The organism is Aeromicrobium sp. CFBP 8757, from assembly GCF_014841755.1.
Taxonomy (GTDB): domain Bacteria; phylum Actinomycetota; class Actinomycetes; order Propionibacteriales; family Nocardioidaceae; genus Aeromicrobium.
The window spans coordinates 580,236-598,476 of record NZ_JACYUM010000001.1; the positions used below are offsets into that span (position 1 = coordinate 580,236).

At 71.8% G+C, this 18,241-nt stretch carries 14 protein-coding genes; 10 read left to right on the top strand and 4 right to left on the bottom strand.

The genetic code is table 11. The features are described 5' to 3' along the window. Nucleotides 1–27 precede the first annotated feature (27 nt). Entirely contained in the window at nucleotides 28–888 is an 861-nt protein-coding gene (locus tag IFT73_RS02825; RefSeq protein WP_192166292.1) for an aldolase/citrate lyase family protein, read from the bottom strand. Beyond that, entirely contained in the window at nucleotides 885–1,682 is a 798-nt protein-coding gene (locus IFT73_RS02830) for an IclR family transcriptional regulator (RefSeq protein WP_192166293.1), read from the bottom strand. Before IFT73_RS02830 ends, IFT73_RS02825 begins: the two co-directional genes overlap by 4 nt. 246 nt (nucleotides 1,683–1,928) lie before the next feature. Here IFT73_RS02830 and IFT73_RS02835 point away from each other — a divergent pair, with 246 nt between their 5' ends. Genes IFT73_RS02835 through IFT73_RS02870 form a run of 8 tightly spaced genes read left to right on the top strand, consistent with a single transcriptional unit; the run spans nucleotide 1,929 to nucleotide 8,918 of the window. Then, nucleotides 1,929–3,134, top strand: coding sequence for an ABC transporter substrate-binding protein (locus IFT73_RS02835; protein WP_244632963.1), 1,206 nt, complete (start codon nucleotides 1,929–1,931; stop codon nucleotides 3,132–3,134). Then, nucleotides 3,131–4,120: a branched-chain amino acid ABC transporter permease gene (locus tag IFT73_RS02840; RefSeq protein WP_192166295.1), complete on the top strand. Its 990-nt coding sequence runs from the start codon at nucleotides 3,131–3,133 to the stop codon at nucleotides 4,118–4,120. The genes IFT73_RS02835 and IFT73_RS02840 overlap by 4 nt, the downstream gene beginning before the upstream one ends. Beyond that, the gene (locus tag IFT73_RS02845) at nucleotides 4,120–5,181 is read left to right on the top strand and encodes a branched-chain amino acid ABC transporter permease (protein ID WP_056607462.1); all 1,062 of its coding nucleotides are present in this window, start codon (nucleotides 4,120–4,122) and stop codon (nucleotides 5,179–5,181) included. The genes IFT73_RS02840 and IFT73_RS02845 overlap by 1 nt, the downstream gene beginning before the upstream one ends. After that, nucleotides 5,178–5,891, top strand: coding sequence for an ABC transporter ATP-binding protein (locus tag IFT73_RS02850; RefSeq protein WP_192166296.1), 714 nt, complete (start codon nucleotides 5,178–5,180; stop codon nucleotides 5,889–5,891). The genes IFT73_RS02845 and IFT73_RS02850 overlap by 4 nt, the downstream gene beginning before the upstream one ends. Further along, on the top strand, nucleotides 5,892–6,593 hold the full coding sequence (locus IFT73_RS02855; RefSeq protein WP_056607466.1) for an ABC transporter ATP-binding protein: 702 nt from the start codon (nucleotides 5,892–5,894) through the stop codon (nucleotides 6,591–6,593). After that, a complete protein-coding gene (locus tag IFT73_RS02860; RefSeq protein WP_192166297.1) occupies nucleotides 6,593–6,919 on the top strand; it encodes a muconolactone Delta-isomerase in 327 nt (108 codons plus the stop codon). The genes IFT73_RS02855 and IFT73_RS02860 overlap by 1 nt, the downstream gene beginning before the upstream one ends. Beyond that, complete coding sequence (locus IFT73_RS02865) at nucleotides 6,916–7,557, top strand: hydantoin racemase (RefSeq protein WP_192166298.1); 642 nt, start codon at nucleotides 6,916–6,918, stop codon at nucleotides 7,555–7,557. The genes IFT73_RS02860 and IFT73_RS02865 overlap by 4 nt, the downstream gene beginning before the upstream one ends. Next, nucleotides 7,554–8,918: an FAD-binding protein gene (locus IFT73_RS02870; RefSeq protein ID WP_192166299.1), complete on the top strand. Its 1,365-nt coding sequence runs from the start codon at nucleotides 7,554–7,556 to the stop codon at nucleotides 8,916–8,918. The genes IFT73_RS02865 and IFT73_RS02870 overlap by 4 nt, the downstream gene beginning before the upstream one ends. 84 nt (nucleotides 8,919–9,002) lie before the next feature. Here the strand turns inward: IFT73_RS02870 and IFT73_RS02875 are convergent, their stop codons facing one another. Then, nucleotides 9,003–12,293 carry a M14 family metallopeptidase gene (locus tag IFT73_RS02875; protein WP_192166300.1) on the bottom strand — a complete coding sequence of 1,097 codons (3,291 nt, stop codon included), beginning with the start codon at nucleotides 12,291–12,293 and terminating at the stop codon, nucleotides 9,003–9,005. Between the two features lie 262 nt (nucleotides 12,294–12,555). On the opposite strand from IFT73_RS02875, the gene IFT73_RS02880 reads away from it, so the two are divergent. Both IFT73_RS02880 and IFT73_RS02885 read left to right on the top strand, forming a co-directional pair. Beyond that, a complete protein-coding gene (locus IFT73_RS02880; RefSeq protein WP_192166301.1) occupies nucleotides 12,556–16,437 on the top strand; it encodes a Pls/PosA family non-ribosomal peptide synthetase in 3,882 nt (1,293 codons plus the stop codon). Beyond that, nucleotides 16,434–17,756, top strand: a complete 1,323-nt coding sequence (locus IFT73_RS02885) for a M1 family metallopeptidase (RefSeq protein WP_192166302.1) — start codon at nucleotides 16,434–16,436, stop codon at nucleotides 17,754–17,756. Before IFT73_RS02880 ends, IFT73_RS02885 begins: the two co-directional genes overlap by 4 nt. Here IFT73_RS02885 and IFT73_RS02890 read toward each other — a convergent pair. Continuing rightward, on the bottom strand, nucleotides 17,743–18,222 hold the full coding sequence (locus tag IFT73_RS02890) for a 4'-phosphopantetheinyl transferase superfamily protein (protein WP_192166303.1): 480 nt from the start codon (nucleotides 18,220–18,222) through the stop codon (nucleotides 17,743–17,745). The genes IFT73_RS02885 and IFT73_RS02890 overlap by 14 nt on opposite strands. Between the last annotated feature and the right edge of the window lie 19 nt (nucleotides 18,223–18,241).

Consider the following 18,241-nt stretch of genomic DNA (forward strand, 5'->3'; position numbering starts at 1 on the left):
CGACCTGACGCCGGGCCGGCGCCGCGATCAGCGGCGCCGGCCCATCGTCTCTCGTGCCTCGCGCACGACGGCGGCGTCGATGAGCCGGCCTCGCGCGTCGAGGGTGATGCCGCCCTGCGAGCGCTCGAACTGGTCGAGCACCTCCTGCGCCGCCGACAGGCTCTCGGCCGACGGGCTGGCGACGGTGTTGACGACCCCGACCTGGGCGGGGTGGATCGCGGTCCTCGACCGGAACCCCAGGTCGAGCAGGTGGCGCGTGCTCTCCTCGAACGCCTCGAGGTCGCGGAAGTCGGTCGACGTCGGGGCGACGGGTGCCGAGCGGTCGGCCGCCGCGCAGTGCACGACGACCTGCGTGCGGAACGCGTCGATCGCCGCGGCCGTGCGGGGGGAGCGGGTCATGCGCAGGTCGCCGAGCAGGTCCACCTCGCCGATGCCCAGCGTCGTGAGCCGGGCGTGGGTGGTGAGGGCGGCGAGGTCGCGCAGCGCCTCGGCCGTCTCGACCAGGCCGACGACGTCGAGCCGGGGGGAGACGTGCCGCTCGTCCTCCAGGGTGGCCAGGCGGGGCGCCGCGGCGTCGAGCTGCTCGGTCGAGCACTTGGCGAGGAAGAGCCCGCGCACGCCCGGGCGCACCGCTGCGTCGAGGTCGGCGTCGAGGAACTCGGGGGAGACCCGCACCCAGATCTCCGGCCCGGTGGCGTCCGCCGGACGGGCGTCCAGCCAGGCGGCGAGCCCGCGGCGGGCGGCGTCCTTGGCGGGCACGGGCACGGCGTCCTCGAGGTCGACGACCAGGGCGTCGGCCGGGCCCCCCACGCCCTTGTCGAACAGCTCGGGGCGATTGGCCGGGACGTAGAGGAACGACCGGGGCAGGACGCGTGCGGTGGCGCTCACGAGCGGGCCGGCTGCAGCAGGCGGGTGATGGAGCGCGCTGCGGCGAGCACCTGGGCGACGTGCTCCTGGTGCGACTCGTCGGCGGGCTGGGCGTACCGGGCCGCCGGGCCCGACGAGCTGATCGAGCCCAGGACGTTGCCGCTCGCGTCGAAGAACGGCGCCGCGATCGAGGCGGCCCCGGTGTTGCGCTCGTTGGTGGACGTCGCGTACCCGAGGTCGCGCACCTGCGCGAGGCCGTCGAGGAACTCGTCCGGGTCGACGTCGGGCCGCAGGTCGACGAGCTCGGCCACGACCTCGTCGATGAAGGCCTGGGGGAGGAAGGCCAGGATCGACCGGCTCGACGCGCCGGAGTGCAGGGGGAACTGGGGTCCGATCTCGATGACCATCTTGACCTCCTGCGGGCTCTCGTACTGGTCGAGGTAGATGCGCCGGTTGCCGACCAGCACGGAGAGGGTCGCGGTCTCGCGCGTCTGGTCGCGGAGCCGGCGCAGGGCGGGTGCCGCGAGGCTGCGGACGTCGAGCTGGCTCCACGCCTTGGTGCCGAGCCCGACCGCGGTGGGCCCGAGGGCGTACCGGGCGTCGCCCGGGATGGCCTGCACGAGCGCGCGCGACGCCAGCGACTGCAGGATGCGGTGGACGACGGCCTTGCTCAGGCCGAGGTCGCGGGCGATCTGCGAGACGCCGAGCGGACGGTCCGAGCGTGTGAACGAGACCAGCACGTCGGCGACGCGATCGGCCGACTCGGTGCCGCTGGCGCTCTCCGCCGGAGGACGGGAAGGATGGGTTGACGTCATGATGTTCCTCTCGACGAACGTAGGCGTTCCGCTGAGCGGAACTGTAACATCTTTGTTTCGGTGTGATCTAGATCTAGTAATCGCGGCCTTGTCATGGAATAGTGACGTGAAAGTGGCCGTCGGCTTCTGCGCAGTAGTTCGCTGAGCGGAACACACGCCCTGAAGAGCGTTCCTTTCAGTGGAACACACATCTGGTGCCCCCCGGCACGGAAGGCAGGTCCTGGAATGAAGAAGATCGCGAGCGTGATGACCGCACTGGTCGTCACCGGAGGGTTGGCCGCGTGCGGCAGCTCCGATGGAGGCTCCTCGGACTCGGACACCGTCACCATCGGTTCGATCCACCCCACCTCGGGTCCTCTCGCCGGTGTCGGCGGGCTGATGGACGACGGCGCGAAGCTCGCCGTCGCCGACATCAACGCGGCGGGCGGCATCAAGGCGCTCGACGGCGCCCAGCTCGAGCTCGCCGGCGGTGACAGCCAGGGCAAGGCCGAGGTCGGCCAGAGCGAGGCGCAGCGCCTCATCGGCGACGGCGCGGTCGCGCTGATCGGCACCTACCAGAGCGACGTCACCCAGAACGTCGCGGCGGTCGCCGAGCGCGGACGCGTGCCGTTCGTGATCGACGTCGCGGTCGACGACAAGATCCTCGAGCAGGGCTACAAGTACTCGTTCCGCGTGCAGCCCGACGCCACCAGCATGGGCACGTCCGGCGCCGACTCGCTGGTCAAGATCGGCCAGGACAAGGGCACCCCGATCAAGACGGTCGCCTACCTGCACATCGAGGGCGCCTTCGGCGACAGCGTCTTCGACGCGTTCAAGAAGGAGGCCGAGGCGCAGGGCATCACGACGGTCAAGGAGATCACGTACCCCGGCACCAACTTCTCCGACGCCACGACGCAGGTGCGCGAGGCCGCATCGATCAACCCCGACGTCATCGTGGCCACCGGGTACTTCCCCGACGGCGTCCTGATCGCCAAGGCGGTCTCGGAGCTCGGTCCCGACATCCAGGGCCTGTACGGCATCGCCAACGGAGCCTTCGACGACGGCTCGTTCCCCGCCGCGTCCGGTGCCTCGGGCCAGAACGTGCTGAGCGCCAACTACCACTACGACGCCAACAACGAGCGCGTCACCGACATCCGCACGCGCTTCGAGGCCAAGTACGGCAAGCCCATGGAGACCGCGTCGATCCTGTCGTACCAGGCGGTCGAGGTCATCGCGGCCGGGCTCGAGAAGTCCGGCTCGGACGACCCCGAGAAGCTGCGCGAGGCCATCTCCGGCATCGAGATCGACGACCCGCTGCTGGCCTTCGACGGACCCATCACGTTCGACGAGCGCGGCCAGAACGAGAACGCGACGGTCATCGTCATGCAGGTGCAGGGCGACAACGTCGAGCAGGTCTTCCCGCAGGAGGTCGCGACGAAGGACCTCGTCTTCCCCGCGGCCCCGGCACGATGACCGAAGCGACCACCCGTGGTGACGGGCCGACCCGGGTCGTCCGGGTCGGCACGCACCCCACGACGGTCGTGGCGGTCACCGTCGTCGTCCTGCTCGCCGCGGTCTTCGCGGTGGGCGGGAAGGACAGCGGTCTCGTCACGCAGTCGATCGTCACGGGCCTGCTGCTGGGCGGTGTCTACGCGCTGGTCTCGATCGGCCTGACGCTGATCTTCGGCGTGCTCGGCGTCGTCAACTTCGCGCAGGGCTCGATGCTGACGATGTCGATGTACGTCGTGTACGCGCTCGTCGCCGGCCCGGGCATCCCGGTCTACGTCGCGACGCTGCTCGCGATCCCCGTGATGTTCCTGTTCGGCATGATGGTGCAGCACTTCCTGCTCAACCGTCTGACGTCGACCGGCAGCCACGAGGGCCCGCTGCTCGTGACGCTCGGCATCCAGCTGCTGATCGCCAACGTCCTGCTGATGATCTTCACGGGCCGGCCGAAGTCGGTCGGCACGCCGATCGACGGGTCGTTCGAGGTGTTCGGCGCGATCGCGTCGTACTCGCGCATCATCGCGTTCGTCGGCGCCGTGCTGGTGGGCGTCGCGCTGACGCTGGTGCTGCGACGCACGTCGCTGGGCCTGTCGATCCGCGCCGTCGCCGCCAACGCCCAGGGCGCTGCGCTCGTCGGCGTCAACGTGCGGCGCGTCTACGCGCTGACGTTCGGCATCGGCGCGGCCAGCGTCGCCGTCGCCGGCGGTCTCATGACCCCGTTCACGAGCCTCACCCCGTCGGTCGGCGAGCAGTTCACGATCCTCGCCTTCGTCATCGTGGTGCTCGGAGGCCTCGGCAGCGTGCTCGGCGCGACGATCGGCGGCCTGGTCATCGGCCTGGTCCAGACGGTCGGAGCCCTGTACCTGCCCGGCACCGGATCGCTGATCCTGGTGTTCGCGGTGTTCGTCATGGTGCTGTTCCTGCGCCCCCAAGGTCTGTACGGAGCCAAGTGATGACCGACACCACAGCCCCGCGCCCCACCACGGCGCACGAGCTCCCCGCGGCGGACGACCCGCGGCTCAAGGACACCTGGATGCGGCGCCAGCTCGTCGTGCTGGTCGTCGGCGTCGCGGTGCTCTCGCTGCTGCCGCTGCTCCTCGGCGAGCAGGCCCAGAGCGTCGCGATCCGCACCCTGATCTTCGCGATCATGGCGGTCGGCTGGAACCTGATGAGCGGCTTCGGCGGCATGTTCAGCTTCGGCCACGCCGCGTTCTTCGGCATCGGCGCCTACACCGGCGCGTACCTGCTGGTCGACCACGGCATCTCGCCCTGGATCTCGATGGTCGTGGCGGCCGTGCTGTCGGCGGCCGTGGGCGTCGCGATCGCGTACATGTGCCTGCGCTACAAGCTCGCGGGCTCGTACTTCGCGCTGGCCACGTTCGCGTTCGCGCAGATGTTCCTGCTGATCGTGCAGAACCTCGACGTGCTCAACAAGACCGAGGGGTTCAACGTCGAGATCCTCCCGAGCGACTCGTGGTCGATGCTGCAGTTCCAGCAGGGCAGCCCCCTGTACTTCTGGATCCCGCTGGCCATCCTCGCCGTCGCGGTGCTGATCTCGATCCTCTACGTCCGCTCGCGGGCCGGGCAGTACGCCCAGGCCGTGCGCGACGACGAGGTCGCGGCGTCGTCGCTCGGCATCGACACCATGCGGGCGCGCCTGATCGCCGTCGCCCTGAGCTGCGGCGTCACGGCGGTCGCCGGCGTCTACTACACGCAGTACTACTTCTTCGTCGGGCCCGAGCAGGCGTTCGGGTCGGCGGTGTCGGTCGAGGCCATCATCCCGGCGGTCATCGGCGGCATCGGCACGATCTGGGGCCCCGTCATCGGCGCGGCCGTCGTCGGCCCGCTGTCCGAGCTCGTCGCGACGGTGCTGCGCAACCCGCCCGGCTTCCTGTCGTTCCTGCAGGGAACGTCGGGCCTGGACGTCGCGGTCTACGCGACCCTGCTCATCATCATCGTCATCGTGATGCCCAAGGGCATCTTCGGAACCATCAGGGATCGGTGGCGCTCATGAGCCTGCTCGAGGTAGAGGGACTGACCAAGAAGTACACGGGCCTCACCGCCGTCGACACCGTCGACGTGACGGTGGACGACCGCGAGTTCCTGGGCATCATCGGACCCAACGGCGCCGGCAAGACGACGCTGTTCTCGCTGCTGGCCGGCAGCCAGGAGCCCACGTCGGGCCGCATCGTGTTCGACGGCACCGACATCACGGGCTGGTCGGCCCAGAGGGTCGCGCGCACCGGTCTGGTGCGCACATTCCAGCTCATGCGGCCGTTCGAGTCGATGTCGGTGCTCGAGAACGTGACGATCGCGTCGCTGGGCCGGCGGTCCCGCAAGGACGCCCGCCGGCACGCGCTCGGCGTGCTCGAGCGCGTGCAGCTCGAGCAGTACGCGACCGCGGCGTCGGGCAGCCTGCCGACGGCGGGGCTCAAGCGCCTCGAGCTCGCGCGGGCGCTCGCGATGGAGCCCCGCATGATCCTGCTCGACGAGGTGCTGGCGGGGCTCGTCCCCGCCGAGCGCGCCCCTATGATCGAGCTGCTGCGCGACCTGCACGGCGACGGCCTCACGGTGATGTTCGTCGAGCACATCATGGCCGCCGTCATGGCGCTGTCGGAGCGGCTCGTCGTGATGCACGACGGACGGGTCCTGACCCAGGGCGTCCCCGCCGAGGTCATCGCCGAACCGCAGGTCATCGAGGCCTACCTCGGAGAGGACTACTAGATGCTCGAGCTCAAGAACCTCAGTGCCGGCTACCGCCGCCTGGAGATCCTCCACGAGATCGACCTGCGGGTCGACGAGAAGGAGATCGTCTCGCTGATCGGTGCCAACGGCGCCGGCAAGACCACGACCCTGCGGGCGGTCGCCGGCATCATCAAGGCCACCGGGGGAGAGATCCTGCTCGGTGGGGAGCCGGTGCAGTCGCTGCGTCCCGACGAGATCGTGCGCGCCGGCATGCTGCACGTGGCGCAGGACCGCGCCCTCTTCGGCGACCTCGACGTCATCGAGAACCTCGAGATGGGTGCGTACTCGCAGCCGCGGTCGAGCATCAAGGCGTCGCTCGACGAGGTCTTCGACCTGTTCCCGATCCTCGCGACGAGGCGCTCGCAGCGCGCCAACACGATGTCGGGCGGTCAGCAGCAGATGCTCGCGATCGGCCGCGCGCTCATGGCGCGTCCGACGGTGCTGACGCTCGACGAGCCGTCGGTGGGCCTCGCGCCCAACCTGTCGGCCCAGGTGCTGGCGGCGATCCGGCAGATCCGCGACACCGGTGTGACGGTGCTGATCGTCGAGCAGAACGCGTCGCAGGCGCTGGCGATCTCCGACCGGGCGTACGTCATCGAGAGCGGCGCGATCGTGCTGGAGGGCTCGGGCGCCGAGCTCGCCGACGACCCGCGGGTCCGCGCCGCCTACCTGGGCACCTGATGCCCGAGTTCCTGGTGCACATCGAGATCGTCTGGCCCCCCGGGCGGGACGACGATCAGGAGCGCGAGGAGATCTTCGCCGCCGAGCTCCTGCAGGGCCAGCGGCTGGCGGGTGCGGGACACCTGCGCCGGCTGTGGCGCATCCCGGGCCGGTGGGCCAACTGGAGCCTGTACGACGTCCCGGACGCGACGGTGCTGCACGAGGCGCTGACGTCGCTGCCGCTGCACCCGTGGATGGACATCCAGGTGCACCCGTTGGCCGAGCACCCCAACGATCCGCGCGCGCTCGGCATCGACCCGCCCGCGCCGACGAAGGAGACATCATGAGGATTCTGTCGTTCACGCCCATCGCGGTCGGCGAGCAGGAGCTGGCCCGCCGTCAGGCCCGCTACGACGAGCACAGCCCCGACGGCGTCGAGGTCGTGCTGCGCGACATCGGCACAGGATCAGGCGCCCCGACGGCGCTCGAGACGCCCGAGGACGTCGCGACGTCCGAGCGCGCCGTGCTGGCGGCGTTCGCCGCGGCCGACCCGGAGGGCTTCGACGCGTTCCTGCCCGACTGCGTGCTCGACCCGGGCATCGACGACCAGGACGGCCTGGCCCGTCCGCTGCTCGGCATCGGGCGGCTCACGGCGTCGTTCCTGGCGAGCCAGGGGACCCCCCTGTTCTCGGTGGCCCGCAACCCCGCGATCGCGGCCGAGCTCGACCGTCGCTTCGCGTCGTACGGCCTCACGGCACCCGACACGCGCGTGCTCGACCTGTCGTTCGACGCGATCGCCGACGACCGGGTCTGGAACGAGACGGTGGAGCGCAGCGTCGCCGACCTCGACGGCGGGTTCGTCTTCAACGCGTGCTCGGCGGTCGACGTCGCCCCGAGCGCGGGCGGTGCGGTGCTGGTCGATCCCACGGCCACCGCGCTGCGGCTGATCGGTCTGCGAGCGTCCCTCGACGGGAGCGCCGCGTGAACGCCGAGGGCGGGCCCGACCTGGTCGTCGCGGGTGCGGGCGGTGGCCTGGCCGCGGCCCTGCGCGCCGCGTCGCTGGGCCTCGACGTCCTGGTGGTCGAGACCAACGAGCACTTCGCGGTGGGCAACAACACCGCGATGTCGACGGCCATGATCCCGGGGGCCGGGAGCCGCTGGCAGCGTGACGCGGGCGTCGACGACTCGGCCGAGACGTTCGTCGGCGACATCATGGCCAAGACCCACGACGAGGCGGACTCCGCGCTGGCCACGACGCTGGCCGGCGTCAGCGCCGAGCTCGTGGAGTGGCTCGCCGACGAGGTGGGCATGCCCCTGTCGCTCGTCACCGACTTCGACTATCCGGGCCACAGCCGCACCCGCTGCCACACCGTGCCCGGTCGGTCCGGCCGCTCGATGCTGTCGCACCTCGTCCGTGAGGCGCGCCGCCACCCGCGCATCGACTTCCTCGTCCCCGCGCACCTCGACGACGTGCTGGTGGGGGAGTCGGGCGTGCGCGCGGTCGTCGTCTCGACGCCCGGTGGCGCCGAGGAGATCCCGACCGACGCGGTGCTGCTGGCGACCAACGGCTTCGCGGCGAACCGCGACCTCGTCGCGCAGCACGCCCCCGAGATCGCCGACGCGGTCTACCACGGCAGCGAGGCCTCGACGGGCGACGCGCTCTCGATCGGCACGCGCCTCGGCGGTGCGACGGCCTACCTCGACGCGTACCAGGGGCACGCCGCTCTCGCGATGCCCGCCGCGACGCTGACCGGCTGGGCGACCGTGATGCACGGTGCCTTCCTGGTCGACCGTCACGGCCGGCGCTTCGGCGACGAGACGACCGGCTACTCCGAGTACGCGGCCGCGGTGCTGCAGCACGCGGACGGCCAGGCCTGGATCATCCTCGACGCCCGCATCGACGAGGCGTGCTCGGTGTTCCAGGACTACCTCGACACGCGCGCGTCCGGTGCGGTCAAGTGGGCCGACACGGCGCGTGAGCTCGCCGAGCAGGTCGGCATCGACGCCGACGGGCTGGAGCAGACGCTCGCTCGGACGCAGCGCATGGCCCGCGGCGACGCGCAGGACGAGCTCGGCCGCACGTCGTGGGAGCAGGAGCTCACGGGACGCCTCGCGGCGGTCGCGGTGCGCCCGGCGCTGTTCCACACCCAGGGCGGGCTGCGCGTCGACGAGCACGCCCGCGTCGTCGACGACTCCGCCACGCCGATCGCCGGGCTGTACGCGGCCGGCGGCGCCGCGATGGGCATCTCGGGCCACGGGGCCGGCGGCTACCTCGCCGGCAACGGTCTGCTCCCGGCACTGGGCCTGTCGTACCTGGCCGCCAACCACGTGGCGGCCGGGCGCTGACCACGAGAGACCCGTACCGTCCCGCACAGCACCGCGGCCGGCTCCCCGAGGGGAACCGGCCGCGGTGTCGTTGCAGGGTCGACGTCAGCGGATGCGGACCTTCACCGCCTTGGTCGTGCCGGGTGCCACGAGGCCGTTGCCCGAGAAGGTGGCGCGCAGCTGGTGCGTGCCCTTCTTGAGCTTCAGCGTGACGGTGCGCGACGAGCCGGCCTTGACGTAGATCGTCTTGACCTTGCGGCCCTTGTCGGTCACGACGACCGATCCGCCGGTCGAGACGCCGGGCACCGACAGGGACACGGTGACCCGCGCCTTCTTCGCGACCTTCCACTTCTTGGCCTTCAGCGTCAGCCTCGGGCTCGCCTTCGCCACGGAGATCGCGGCGGGGGCGCTGGTCGACGCCGTGAAGCGCGCCGACGACGGGGTGAACGTCGCGACGACCGACGTGGTGCCGGGCGTCAGGCCCGGGACCGTCAGCGTGGCCTTGCCGCCACTGGTGGCGCCGGAGGCGACGACCGTGCCGCCCGCCGTGAGCTCCACCGTGCCGTCGAGCGAGGCGCCCGACGCGTCGGACGCGGCGACCGTCACCGACGCGGACGCCGGGTAGGTGACCGGCGAGACCGACGTGATCGAGACGCCCGATCCGCCGGGTGCCACGACCGCGTCACCCGTCGGACCCGCCCAGAACAGACCGCGGGCGGCCTGGCTCATCCCGCCCTTGGGGTGGGTGCGGAAGAACACCGAGGTGCCGAACACCATCGACTTGGCACCCGTCGTCGGCTTGACGTACGACACGACCGAGGCCTTGCCGGCCGCCGTCGCGGGGCCGTTCGTCTCGGTGGTGCCACGCCAGTGCCCGGCCAGGAACGGCTTGGCCGCGTACGTCTGCTCGGTCCTGACGCCCTCGCCCAGCCCGGTGAAGGAGAACGCCGGGTAGATGAACGCACTGTCCTGCGCGTACGGCGCGAGCACCGAGCCGGCCGGCGTGTCGACGTCGACGATGCCGTTGCCCGAGCTGTTGCCGTTGACGACGGTCCCGCTCATGAGGCCGGCGGAGACGGCGGCGCCGAACCCCGCGCTGCCGCGGCCCAGGACGGCACCGCCACGTGCGACGAGCTTCTGCACGGCCGTGCGGGCGGGCAGGTAGCTGACGGCGGGGGTCGTGCTGGTCGCAGCGCGGTCGTCGGTGTTGAAGGTCGAGCCGACCCAGAGGACGTCGATCCCGTCGAGCACAGTGGGATCGGCGTTGACCGACGCGGCGGTGACGGCCACGAGGTCGTCGAAGCCCAGCTGCTGCAGCGAGAGCTTGTCGTCCTGCGTGCCGACGTAGCCGATCGTCAGATCGGCCAGCGCCTTGGTGCCGGCATCGTCGAGCGCGTCGAGATCGGCCTTCGTCGCGACGTCGAGGTCGATGTCGAACGTCGACGCGACCTCCTTCGCGGCGTCGTACGACTCGGGACCGACGACGGCCGATCCGTCGGCGAGCATCGAGACCTGCTCGTCGTCCTCGAGCAGGGCGTTGAGCGCCTGGTAGTCGGCGACGCCCGCGACGTCGAACGTCAGGTAGCCGGCCTTCGCCGGCGTCGACACGTTCGACGCGGGCGCCGTGATCGGCGAGACGGTGCCGATCGGGGAGTCCGTCGTCAGGCCGACCTTGTCGACCGTGGCGCCCCACGTGTACGCGTAGCTCCAGGCCGAGATGTCGTACATCGACGGCACCTTGGCCGAGATGTCCTCGCCCAGGTCGAGCAGGGCGTTGGCCAGTCCGCGCAGGGGCTGGTGCATGTCGACGACGTACGAGCCCTTCGGGTAGGTCGTGCCGCCCACCGTCGTGTCGGCGGCCAGCGTGCCCACCTCGACGTCGTGGGTCAGCAGCTGCTGCACCAGGCGGCCGGCGTCGCTCGCGGAGCGCTGGCCGTCGCCCACGGGGATGACGTAGGCCCGGGGCAGGGTGATCTTCTCCTGGTCGTCGGCGACGTCCCAGAGCGAGCGCCACTGGGTCGGGCCCGGGACGCTGCTGACCTTGCTGACCGTGAGGTTGTCCTTCGGCTCACCCGCGACGCCGCGACGGAAGGTCTCGATCTGGTTCTTGATCATGTCCTTGGCGGTGCCGGCGGTGTTCATGTAGTCGACGATGCTCGTCATGGTCTGGTAGGCGACGGCGGAGTTGATGACGGCGTTGGCCGGCGACTGGCGACCTGCCGGCGTCCCGTTGCGACCCTTGGGCAGCTCGACCGTGGCGGCCGCGGCACCGAAGAACGACGCGTACTGCGCCGTGAAGATCGGCGGGAAGTCGTCCCAGCCGTCCGGGGTGTCGCGGTAGGGGATCTTGATGTGCGCCGTGTCGGCCGACGTGTTCTCCGAGACGATCGCGCCCGTCGTGATGTTGCGGTACGTGTTGCCCGGGATCGCGGCGTCGACGACGTCCTTCTCGACCTTGAGCGCCAGCGCGTAGTTGTGCGGCATCACGAGGTCGTACTCGTAGTTCGAGCCGTGCGGCGGTCCGGTGGGCTCCATCTGCAGCACGCTGGTGTAGCCGTGGAAGTCGGCCGCGTAGATCGGCTGGATCGCCTGGGCCTGGCGGATGAACGACTTCGTCTCGGGCGTCGAGTTGGTGATCATGTCGCGGTTGGGGTCGAGCCCCAGGGCCGTGGCACGCGTCGCGTTGGTGCGACCGTCCGGGTTGAGCGACGGCGAGAAGTACAGCCGGTTGTTCTCGAGGATGCTGCGCACCTCGCTGAGGGGCGCCGTCGCGAGGTAGTCGATGTACTTCATCGCCGCGTCGGTGCCCTCCCACTCGTTGCCGTGGATGTTGTTGCTGATCCAGACCGGCGTCTTGTAGTCGCGCAGCAGGGCGGCGTCCTGCGCGGCGGCGACCGGATCGGACTTCATCTCGTTCTTCCAGGCGGTCTGCTGCGCCGTCTCGGCCTCCGACTCGGGTGCGGTCACCGTGACGAGGTACAGGTCGCGTCCCTCGGTCGACTGGCCCACGACCTGCGCCGAGACCCGGTCGCTCTCGGCCATCAGGTCGAGCAGCTTCGGGGCGATCTCGGGGTGCCCGATCAGCTCGGCCGAGTGGGCCGCGTCGTCGGCGTTGTCGCGGTACACCTTGAGGTTGGGCTGGTACGGGTACGACGTCGGCATGCTGATCGGGTCGCCCGCGACGGCCGTCTCGGCGGCGCGCTTGACGACCTGCGCCTTGCTGAGCGGCTCGACCGTCGTGGCGGTCGAGGGACCGCGGCCGGGTGCGGGGGTCGGGGTGGACGTGGTGCCGGACGACGGCTCGACGGCTGTCGCCGCGACGCTGGTGCTCGAGAGCACGCAGGTCGCGGCGAGCGCGAGACCGGTCACGCCGATGAGAGCGCGAGAGTTCCTCACGGATGGGCTCGTTCCTGTGGGGTGCGGACGGGTGCCGCCCGGCGAGGGGGCACCCACGGGTGAGGACAGCCTGCCCTGAAGGTCGCGTGGTTGGCTACGGTTAACAGAGCGTTAATGTGACGATTCGGAGAAGCCCGTCGTCCCGGGCGTCGACGGCCGTGCGGAGATGAGACGGGGTCACACGGTCGAAACATGGCGCGGCGCCGCCGACGACCGCGGCGCCGTTCACCGCTCGTTCACGTGATGGGCCCATGCTGGTGCCGTGACGGCACCGCGGCTCGATGCAGCCACTTCCTCCCTCCTGCGCTCGTCGGCAGCTCCCGGGCCCCGCACCCTGGTCGACATCGTGCGGCAGACGGCCCTCGAGGCGCCCGACGCGCCCGCCCTCGACAACGGCTCGGGCGTGCTGACGTACGTCGAGTTCTGCGAGGCGGCCGACGCCTTCGCCGCCGAGCTGCACGAGTGGGGGGTCGGGCGCGGCGACACGGTGGGGGTCCGGGTCGACTCCGGCACGATCGACCTCTACGTCGCGATCATGGGCATCCTCGTCGCGGGAGCGGCGTACGTGCCGGTCGACGTCGACGACCCCGACTCGCGGGCGCGCACGGTCTTCGAGGAGGCCGACGTCGCCGCGGTGGTCGGCAACGAGCTCGTGATCTCGCCCCGGAGGACCGCAGGCGCCGTGGCGGACGTCGGACCGCCCTCGACGACCGACGACGCGTGGGTCATCTTCACGTCCGGCTCGACCGGCACGCCGAAGGGCGTCGCGGTGACCCACCGCTCGGCCGCCGCCTTCGTCGACGCCGAGGCCGCGCTGTTCCTGCAGGACGCGCCGCTCCGACCGGGCGACCGGGTCATGGCGAGTCTGTCGGTCGCCTTCGACGCCTCGTGCGAGGAGATGTGGCTGGCGTGGCGCCACGGGGCGTGCCTCGTGCCGGCGCCGCGGTCGCTGGTCAAGAGCGGCGGAGACCTCGGGCCCTGGATGATCGCGAACGGCATCACGGTCGTCTCGACGGTCCCGACGCTGGTGTCGCTGTGGCCCGCGGGCGTGCTCGACGACGTCCGGCTCCTCATCGTCGGCGGCGAGGCGTGCCCGCCCGAGATCGGCGACCGCCTCGCCGGACCCGACCGCGAGGTCTGGAACACGTACGGCCCCACCGAGGCGACCGTCGTCGCGTGCGCCGCGCAGCTCGCCGCCCGTGAGCCCGTGCGCATCGGGCTGCCCCTCGCGGGCTGGGACCTCGCGGTCGTCGACGCGCAGGGCGTGCACGTGGCACCGGGCGAGACCGGCGAGCTGATCATCGGCGGCGTCGGGCTCGCGCGCTACCTCGACCCCGCCAAGGACGCCGAGAAGTACGCGCCGATGCCGACGCTGGGGTGGGAGCGGGCCTACCGCAGCGGCGACCTCGTGGTGTTCGATCCCGACGGCCTGGTGTTCGGGGGACGCGCCGACGAGCAGATCAAGATCGGCGGCCGTCGCATCGAGCTCGGCGAGATCGACAACGCGCTGCTCGGGCTGCCGGGAGTCGTCGCGGCGGCCGCCGCGATCCGCACGACCGGTGCGGGCAACAAGATCCTCGTCGGCTACGTCGCGACCGACGAGACCTTCGACCAGCGCGCGTCGCTCGACATCCTGCGCCGGCAGATGCCCGAGGCCCTCGTGCCGCGCCTGGGTCGTCTCGAGTCGATGCCGACCCGCACCTCGGGCAAGATCGACCGCGACGCGCTGCCGTGGCCGCTGCCCGGCGTCGCCGCGTCCGGGGCGGCGGCCGAGCTCGCAGGCACCGCCTCGTGGCTCAAGGACATCTGGCTCGAGCTGCTCGGTGCTGTCGTCACGAGCCCGGCCGACGACTTCTTCGCCCTGGGCGGCGGCAGCCTCAGCGCGGCCCAGCTCGTCGGCCGCCTGCGCGAGCAGTTCCCCGAGGTCACGGTGGCCGACGTGTACGCGCACCCGTCGGTGGCCGAGCTGGCCGGCACGCTCGACGCGATGTCGACGGCGCAGGCGCCTCGCAACGCGTCGGTCCGCCCGGTGCGCCGGTCGACGCAGGTCGCGCAGGTGCTGCTGACGATCCCGCTGCGCACCATCACTGGCCTGCGCTGGCTCACGTGGACAGCCGCCGGCTCGCACGTCGTCGCCGACGTGCTCGGGTGGACGTGGCTGCCCCAGGTGTCGTGGGCGTGGATCGTCGTCGGCGCGCTGCTGCTCGTCACGCCGCCCGGGCGCATGACGCTCGCCGCGCTGGCGGCCCGCCTGCTGCTGCGCGGCGTCGAGCCGGGGACGCACCCGCGCGGCGGCGGCGTGCACCTGCGGCTGTGGCTGGCCGAGCACGTCGCCGACGAGCTGCGGGCCGGATCGCTCTCGGGGGCGTCGATGCTCGGTCTGTACGCGAGGGCCCTGGGTGCGCGCGTCGCCCGTGACGTCGACCTGCACTCGCTGCCGCCCGTCACAGGCCTGCTGACCGTCGCCACGGGTGCGTCGGTCGAGCCGGAGGTCGACCTGACGGGCCACTGGATCGACGGCGACACGCTGCACGTCGGCGCCGTCGACATCGGGGCCGATGCGCGGATCGGCGTGCGCAGCCTGCTCGGGCCAGGGGCCCGGATCGGGGCGGGTGCCGAGATCGGTGCGGGCTCGGCGGTGTTCGGCGACGTGCCCGACGGCGAGTACTGGTCGGGCGCGCCGGCCCGTCGCATCGGGCCGGCGCGGGGGCCGCAGACCACGACGCGCGCCCCGCGCCACCTGCGCTGGACGGTCGCCTACGGGGTCGCGGCGGTCGTGCTCGCGTGCCTCCCGGTCGTCGCCGTCGTGGTGGGAGGGCTCGCCGTCGTGCCGCTCGTCGCGCCGGCGGACGGCCTGGGCGACGCCGCCGTGCGCCTCGCCCTGGCCTCGCCCGTCGCGGCGGTCGTCGCGTTCGTGACGCTGTCGGTGCTCGTGGTCGTCGTGGTGCGCGTGCAGTCGTTCGGCCTGACCAGCGGCACCCACGCCGTCCACAGCCGTCAGGCCTGGCAGGCGTGGTCGGTGTTCCGCCTCATGGACGACGCCCGCACCTGGCTGTTCCCGCTGTACTCGAGCACCCTCACGCCCATGTGGCTGCGTCTGCTGGGCGCGCGCATCGGCGACGGCGTCGAGGCCTCGACGGTCCTGATGCTGCCGGCGCTCACGTCCGTCAACGACGGCGCCTTCCTCGCCGACGACACGATGCTCGGCATGTACGAGCTGGGTGGCGGGTGGCTGCGGGTCGAGCAGGTCAAGATCGGCCGTCACGCGTTCGTCGGCAACTCCGGCATGACGGCTCCGGGTCGCAAGGTGCCCAAGGGCGGGCTCGTCGCGGTGCTGTCGGCAGCCCCCCAGCGCACCAAGGCCAAGAAGGGCACGTCGTGGCTCGGCAGCCCGCCGCAGAAGCTGCGCCGCACCGCGGGCGACGCCGACCTGTCGCGCACGCACGAGCCCGCCCGGCGCCTGCGCGTCGCGCGGGCCCTCATCGAGCTCGCCCGCGTCGTGCCGCTGGTGGGTGTCGCGCTCGCCGCCCTGGCCGCGGTCGTGGCGCAGCTCGTGGTGGCCGACCGGCTCGGGTGGTGGCAGGCCGCGGTGCTCGCGGGCGTCGTGATGATCGTGGTCGGCGCGGTCGCGGCCCTCGTCACGGCGCTGGCCAAGTGGGTGCTGGTCGGACGCGTCCGGGCGGGGGAGCACCCGCTGTGGAGCTCGTTCGTGTGGCGCAACGAGCTGGCCGACACCTTCGTCGAGCTGCTCGGCGCGCCGTGGATCGCCCGCAGCGCGTCCGGCACGCCCGTGCTCAACCTGTGGCTGCGCACGCTGGGCGCCCGGGTCGGCCGGGGCGTCTGGTGCGAGACGTACTGGCTGCCCGAGGCCGACCTGATCGTGCTGGGCGACGGCACGACCGTCAACAGGGGCTGCGTGGTGCAGACGCACCTGTTCCATGATCGGATACTCAGCATGGACACGGTGACGTTGGAGAAGGGCTCGACCCTCGGACCGCACGGGGTGATCCTGCCCGCGGCGGGTCTGGGCTCGCACGCCACGATCGGACCGATGTCGCTGGTCATGCGCGGCGAGTCGGTGCCCCGCAAGACGCGCTGGATCGGCAACCCCATCGGCCCCTGGGCCGAGGACGACGCCCAGTGAAGTCGCAGGCGGCCTCGGACCACACGATCGACCCGTACGTCCCGGGTCACGGCGACCACTCGTTCGACGTCGACCACTACGCCCTCGAGCTGACGTACACCGTCGACTCCAACAGCCTGGGCGGTCGGGCCGTCATCACCGCCACCGCGATCGACGACCTCGAGCGCTTCGAGCTCGACCTCTACCACCTGCGCGTCTCGAAGGTCACGGTCGACGGCGCGCCGGCCGCCAAGTACACGCACCACAAGAGCCGGCTGGTCGTGCGCCCCAAGACGGCGATCGCGGCCGGCAGCTCGTTCACGGTCGTCGTGGCGTACGCCGGCTCGCCGCGCCCCATGCCGGGGCTCGACGGCGACGCGGGCTGGGAGGAGCTCGCGGACGGCGTCATCGTGGCCTCCCAGCCGCACGGGGCCCCGTCGTGGTTCCCGTGCAACGACCGCCCGTCGAACAAGGCGACGTACGAGATCGAGCTGACGGCCCCGGTCGGCTACGTCGTCGTCGCCAACGGCGTGCTCGAGAGCCAGCGCCGCCGGGCGGGCTCGGTCGTGTGGCGGCACGTCGAGAGCAGCCCCATGACGACGTACCTCGCGACGGTGCAGATCGGCCGCTACGAGTCCGTCGAGGACCCCGGCCCCGTGCCGATCCGCACGGTCTTCCCGGCGGGCACGCGGTCCGAGAGCGTCGCGGCGTTCGAGCGGCAGGGCGAGATGATGGCGCTGTTCGTGCGGCTGTTCGGCGCGTACCCCTTCGCGTCGTACACCGCGGTGATCACCGAGGACGAGCTCGAGATCCCGCTCGAGGCGCAGGGCCTGTCGGTGTTCGGCTCCAACTTCATGACGCGCGACTGGGAGCACCAGCGTCTCGTCGCGCACGAGCTGGCCCACCAGTGGTTCGGCAACAGCGTCACGCTGGCGCACTGGCGCGACATCTGGCTGCACGAGGGCTTCGCGTGCTACGCCGAGTGGCTGTGGTCGGAGGAGTCGGGCGGACCGTCGGCCGACGACCAGGCCGAGGAGCACTGGGAGAAGCTCGACCAGCTGCCGCAGGACCTCGTCCTCGGCGACCCCGGGCCCGACCTGATGTTCGACGACCGTCTCTACAAGCGCGGCGCCCTGCTGCTGCACGCCCTGCGCCTGACGGTCGGCGACGACGACTTCTTCACGCTGCTGCGCACGTGGACGACCCGCTACGCGACGGGCTCGGTCGTGACCGAGGAGTTCGTGGCGGTCGCGGCCGAGCTGTGCGGCGCGGCTGTCGGTCCGCTGTTCGACGCGTGGCTGCGCGGCACGGTGCTGCCGGAGCTGCCTACCGCGTCGTGACGTCGAGGAGCCGGCCCGTCAGCACCGTCACGGCGGCCACGCAACCGGCGGGGGCCGCCAGGTCGACCGTCCGCCGGTCCACGTCGAGAGTGGCCGGGTCGATCGTCAGACCGTGACCGGTCGCCTTGACGAGCGACTCGGCCCGCACCCAGTCGGCGAGCTCGTGGGGGGCGGCGGCCCCGCCCTCCTCGACGTCGACGCCGACGTCGCCGACGTCGGTGACGGCGACCACCGCCCGGCCGCCCGAGCGTGCCAGGCTGACGAACACGCGGGCCGCTCCCGGCTCGCGCACGACCCGCGGCTGGCCGTGCCGGTCGCTGCCGCACGTGCGGCACGCGCGGACGACGCGGACGCCGTCGGTCGTCCCGGTCACGTCGCCCACGAGACGCACGAGCAGCGCGTCGTCGAGCTCCGCCGCAGCCACCCACGTCACGTGCACGAGGGCGCGGGCGTCGTCAGGGGTCACCAGCACGGTGTATCACGGT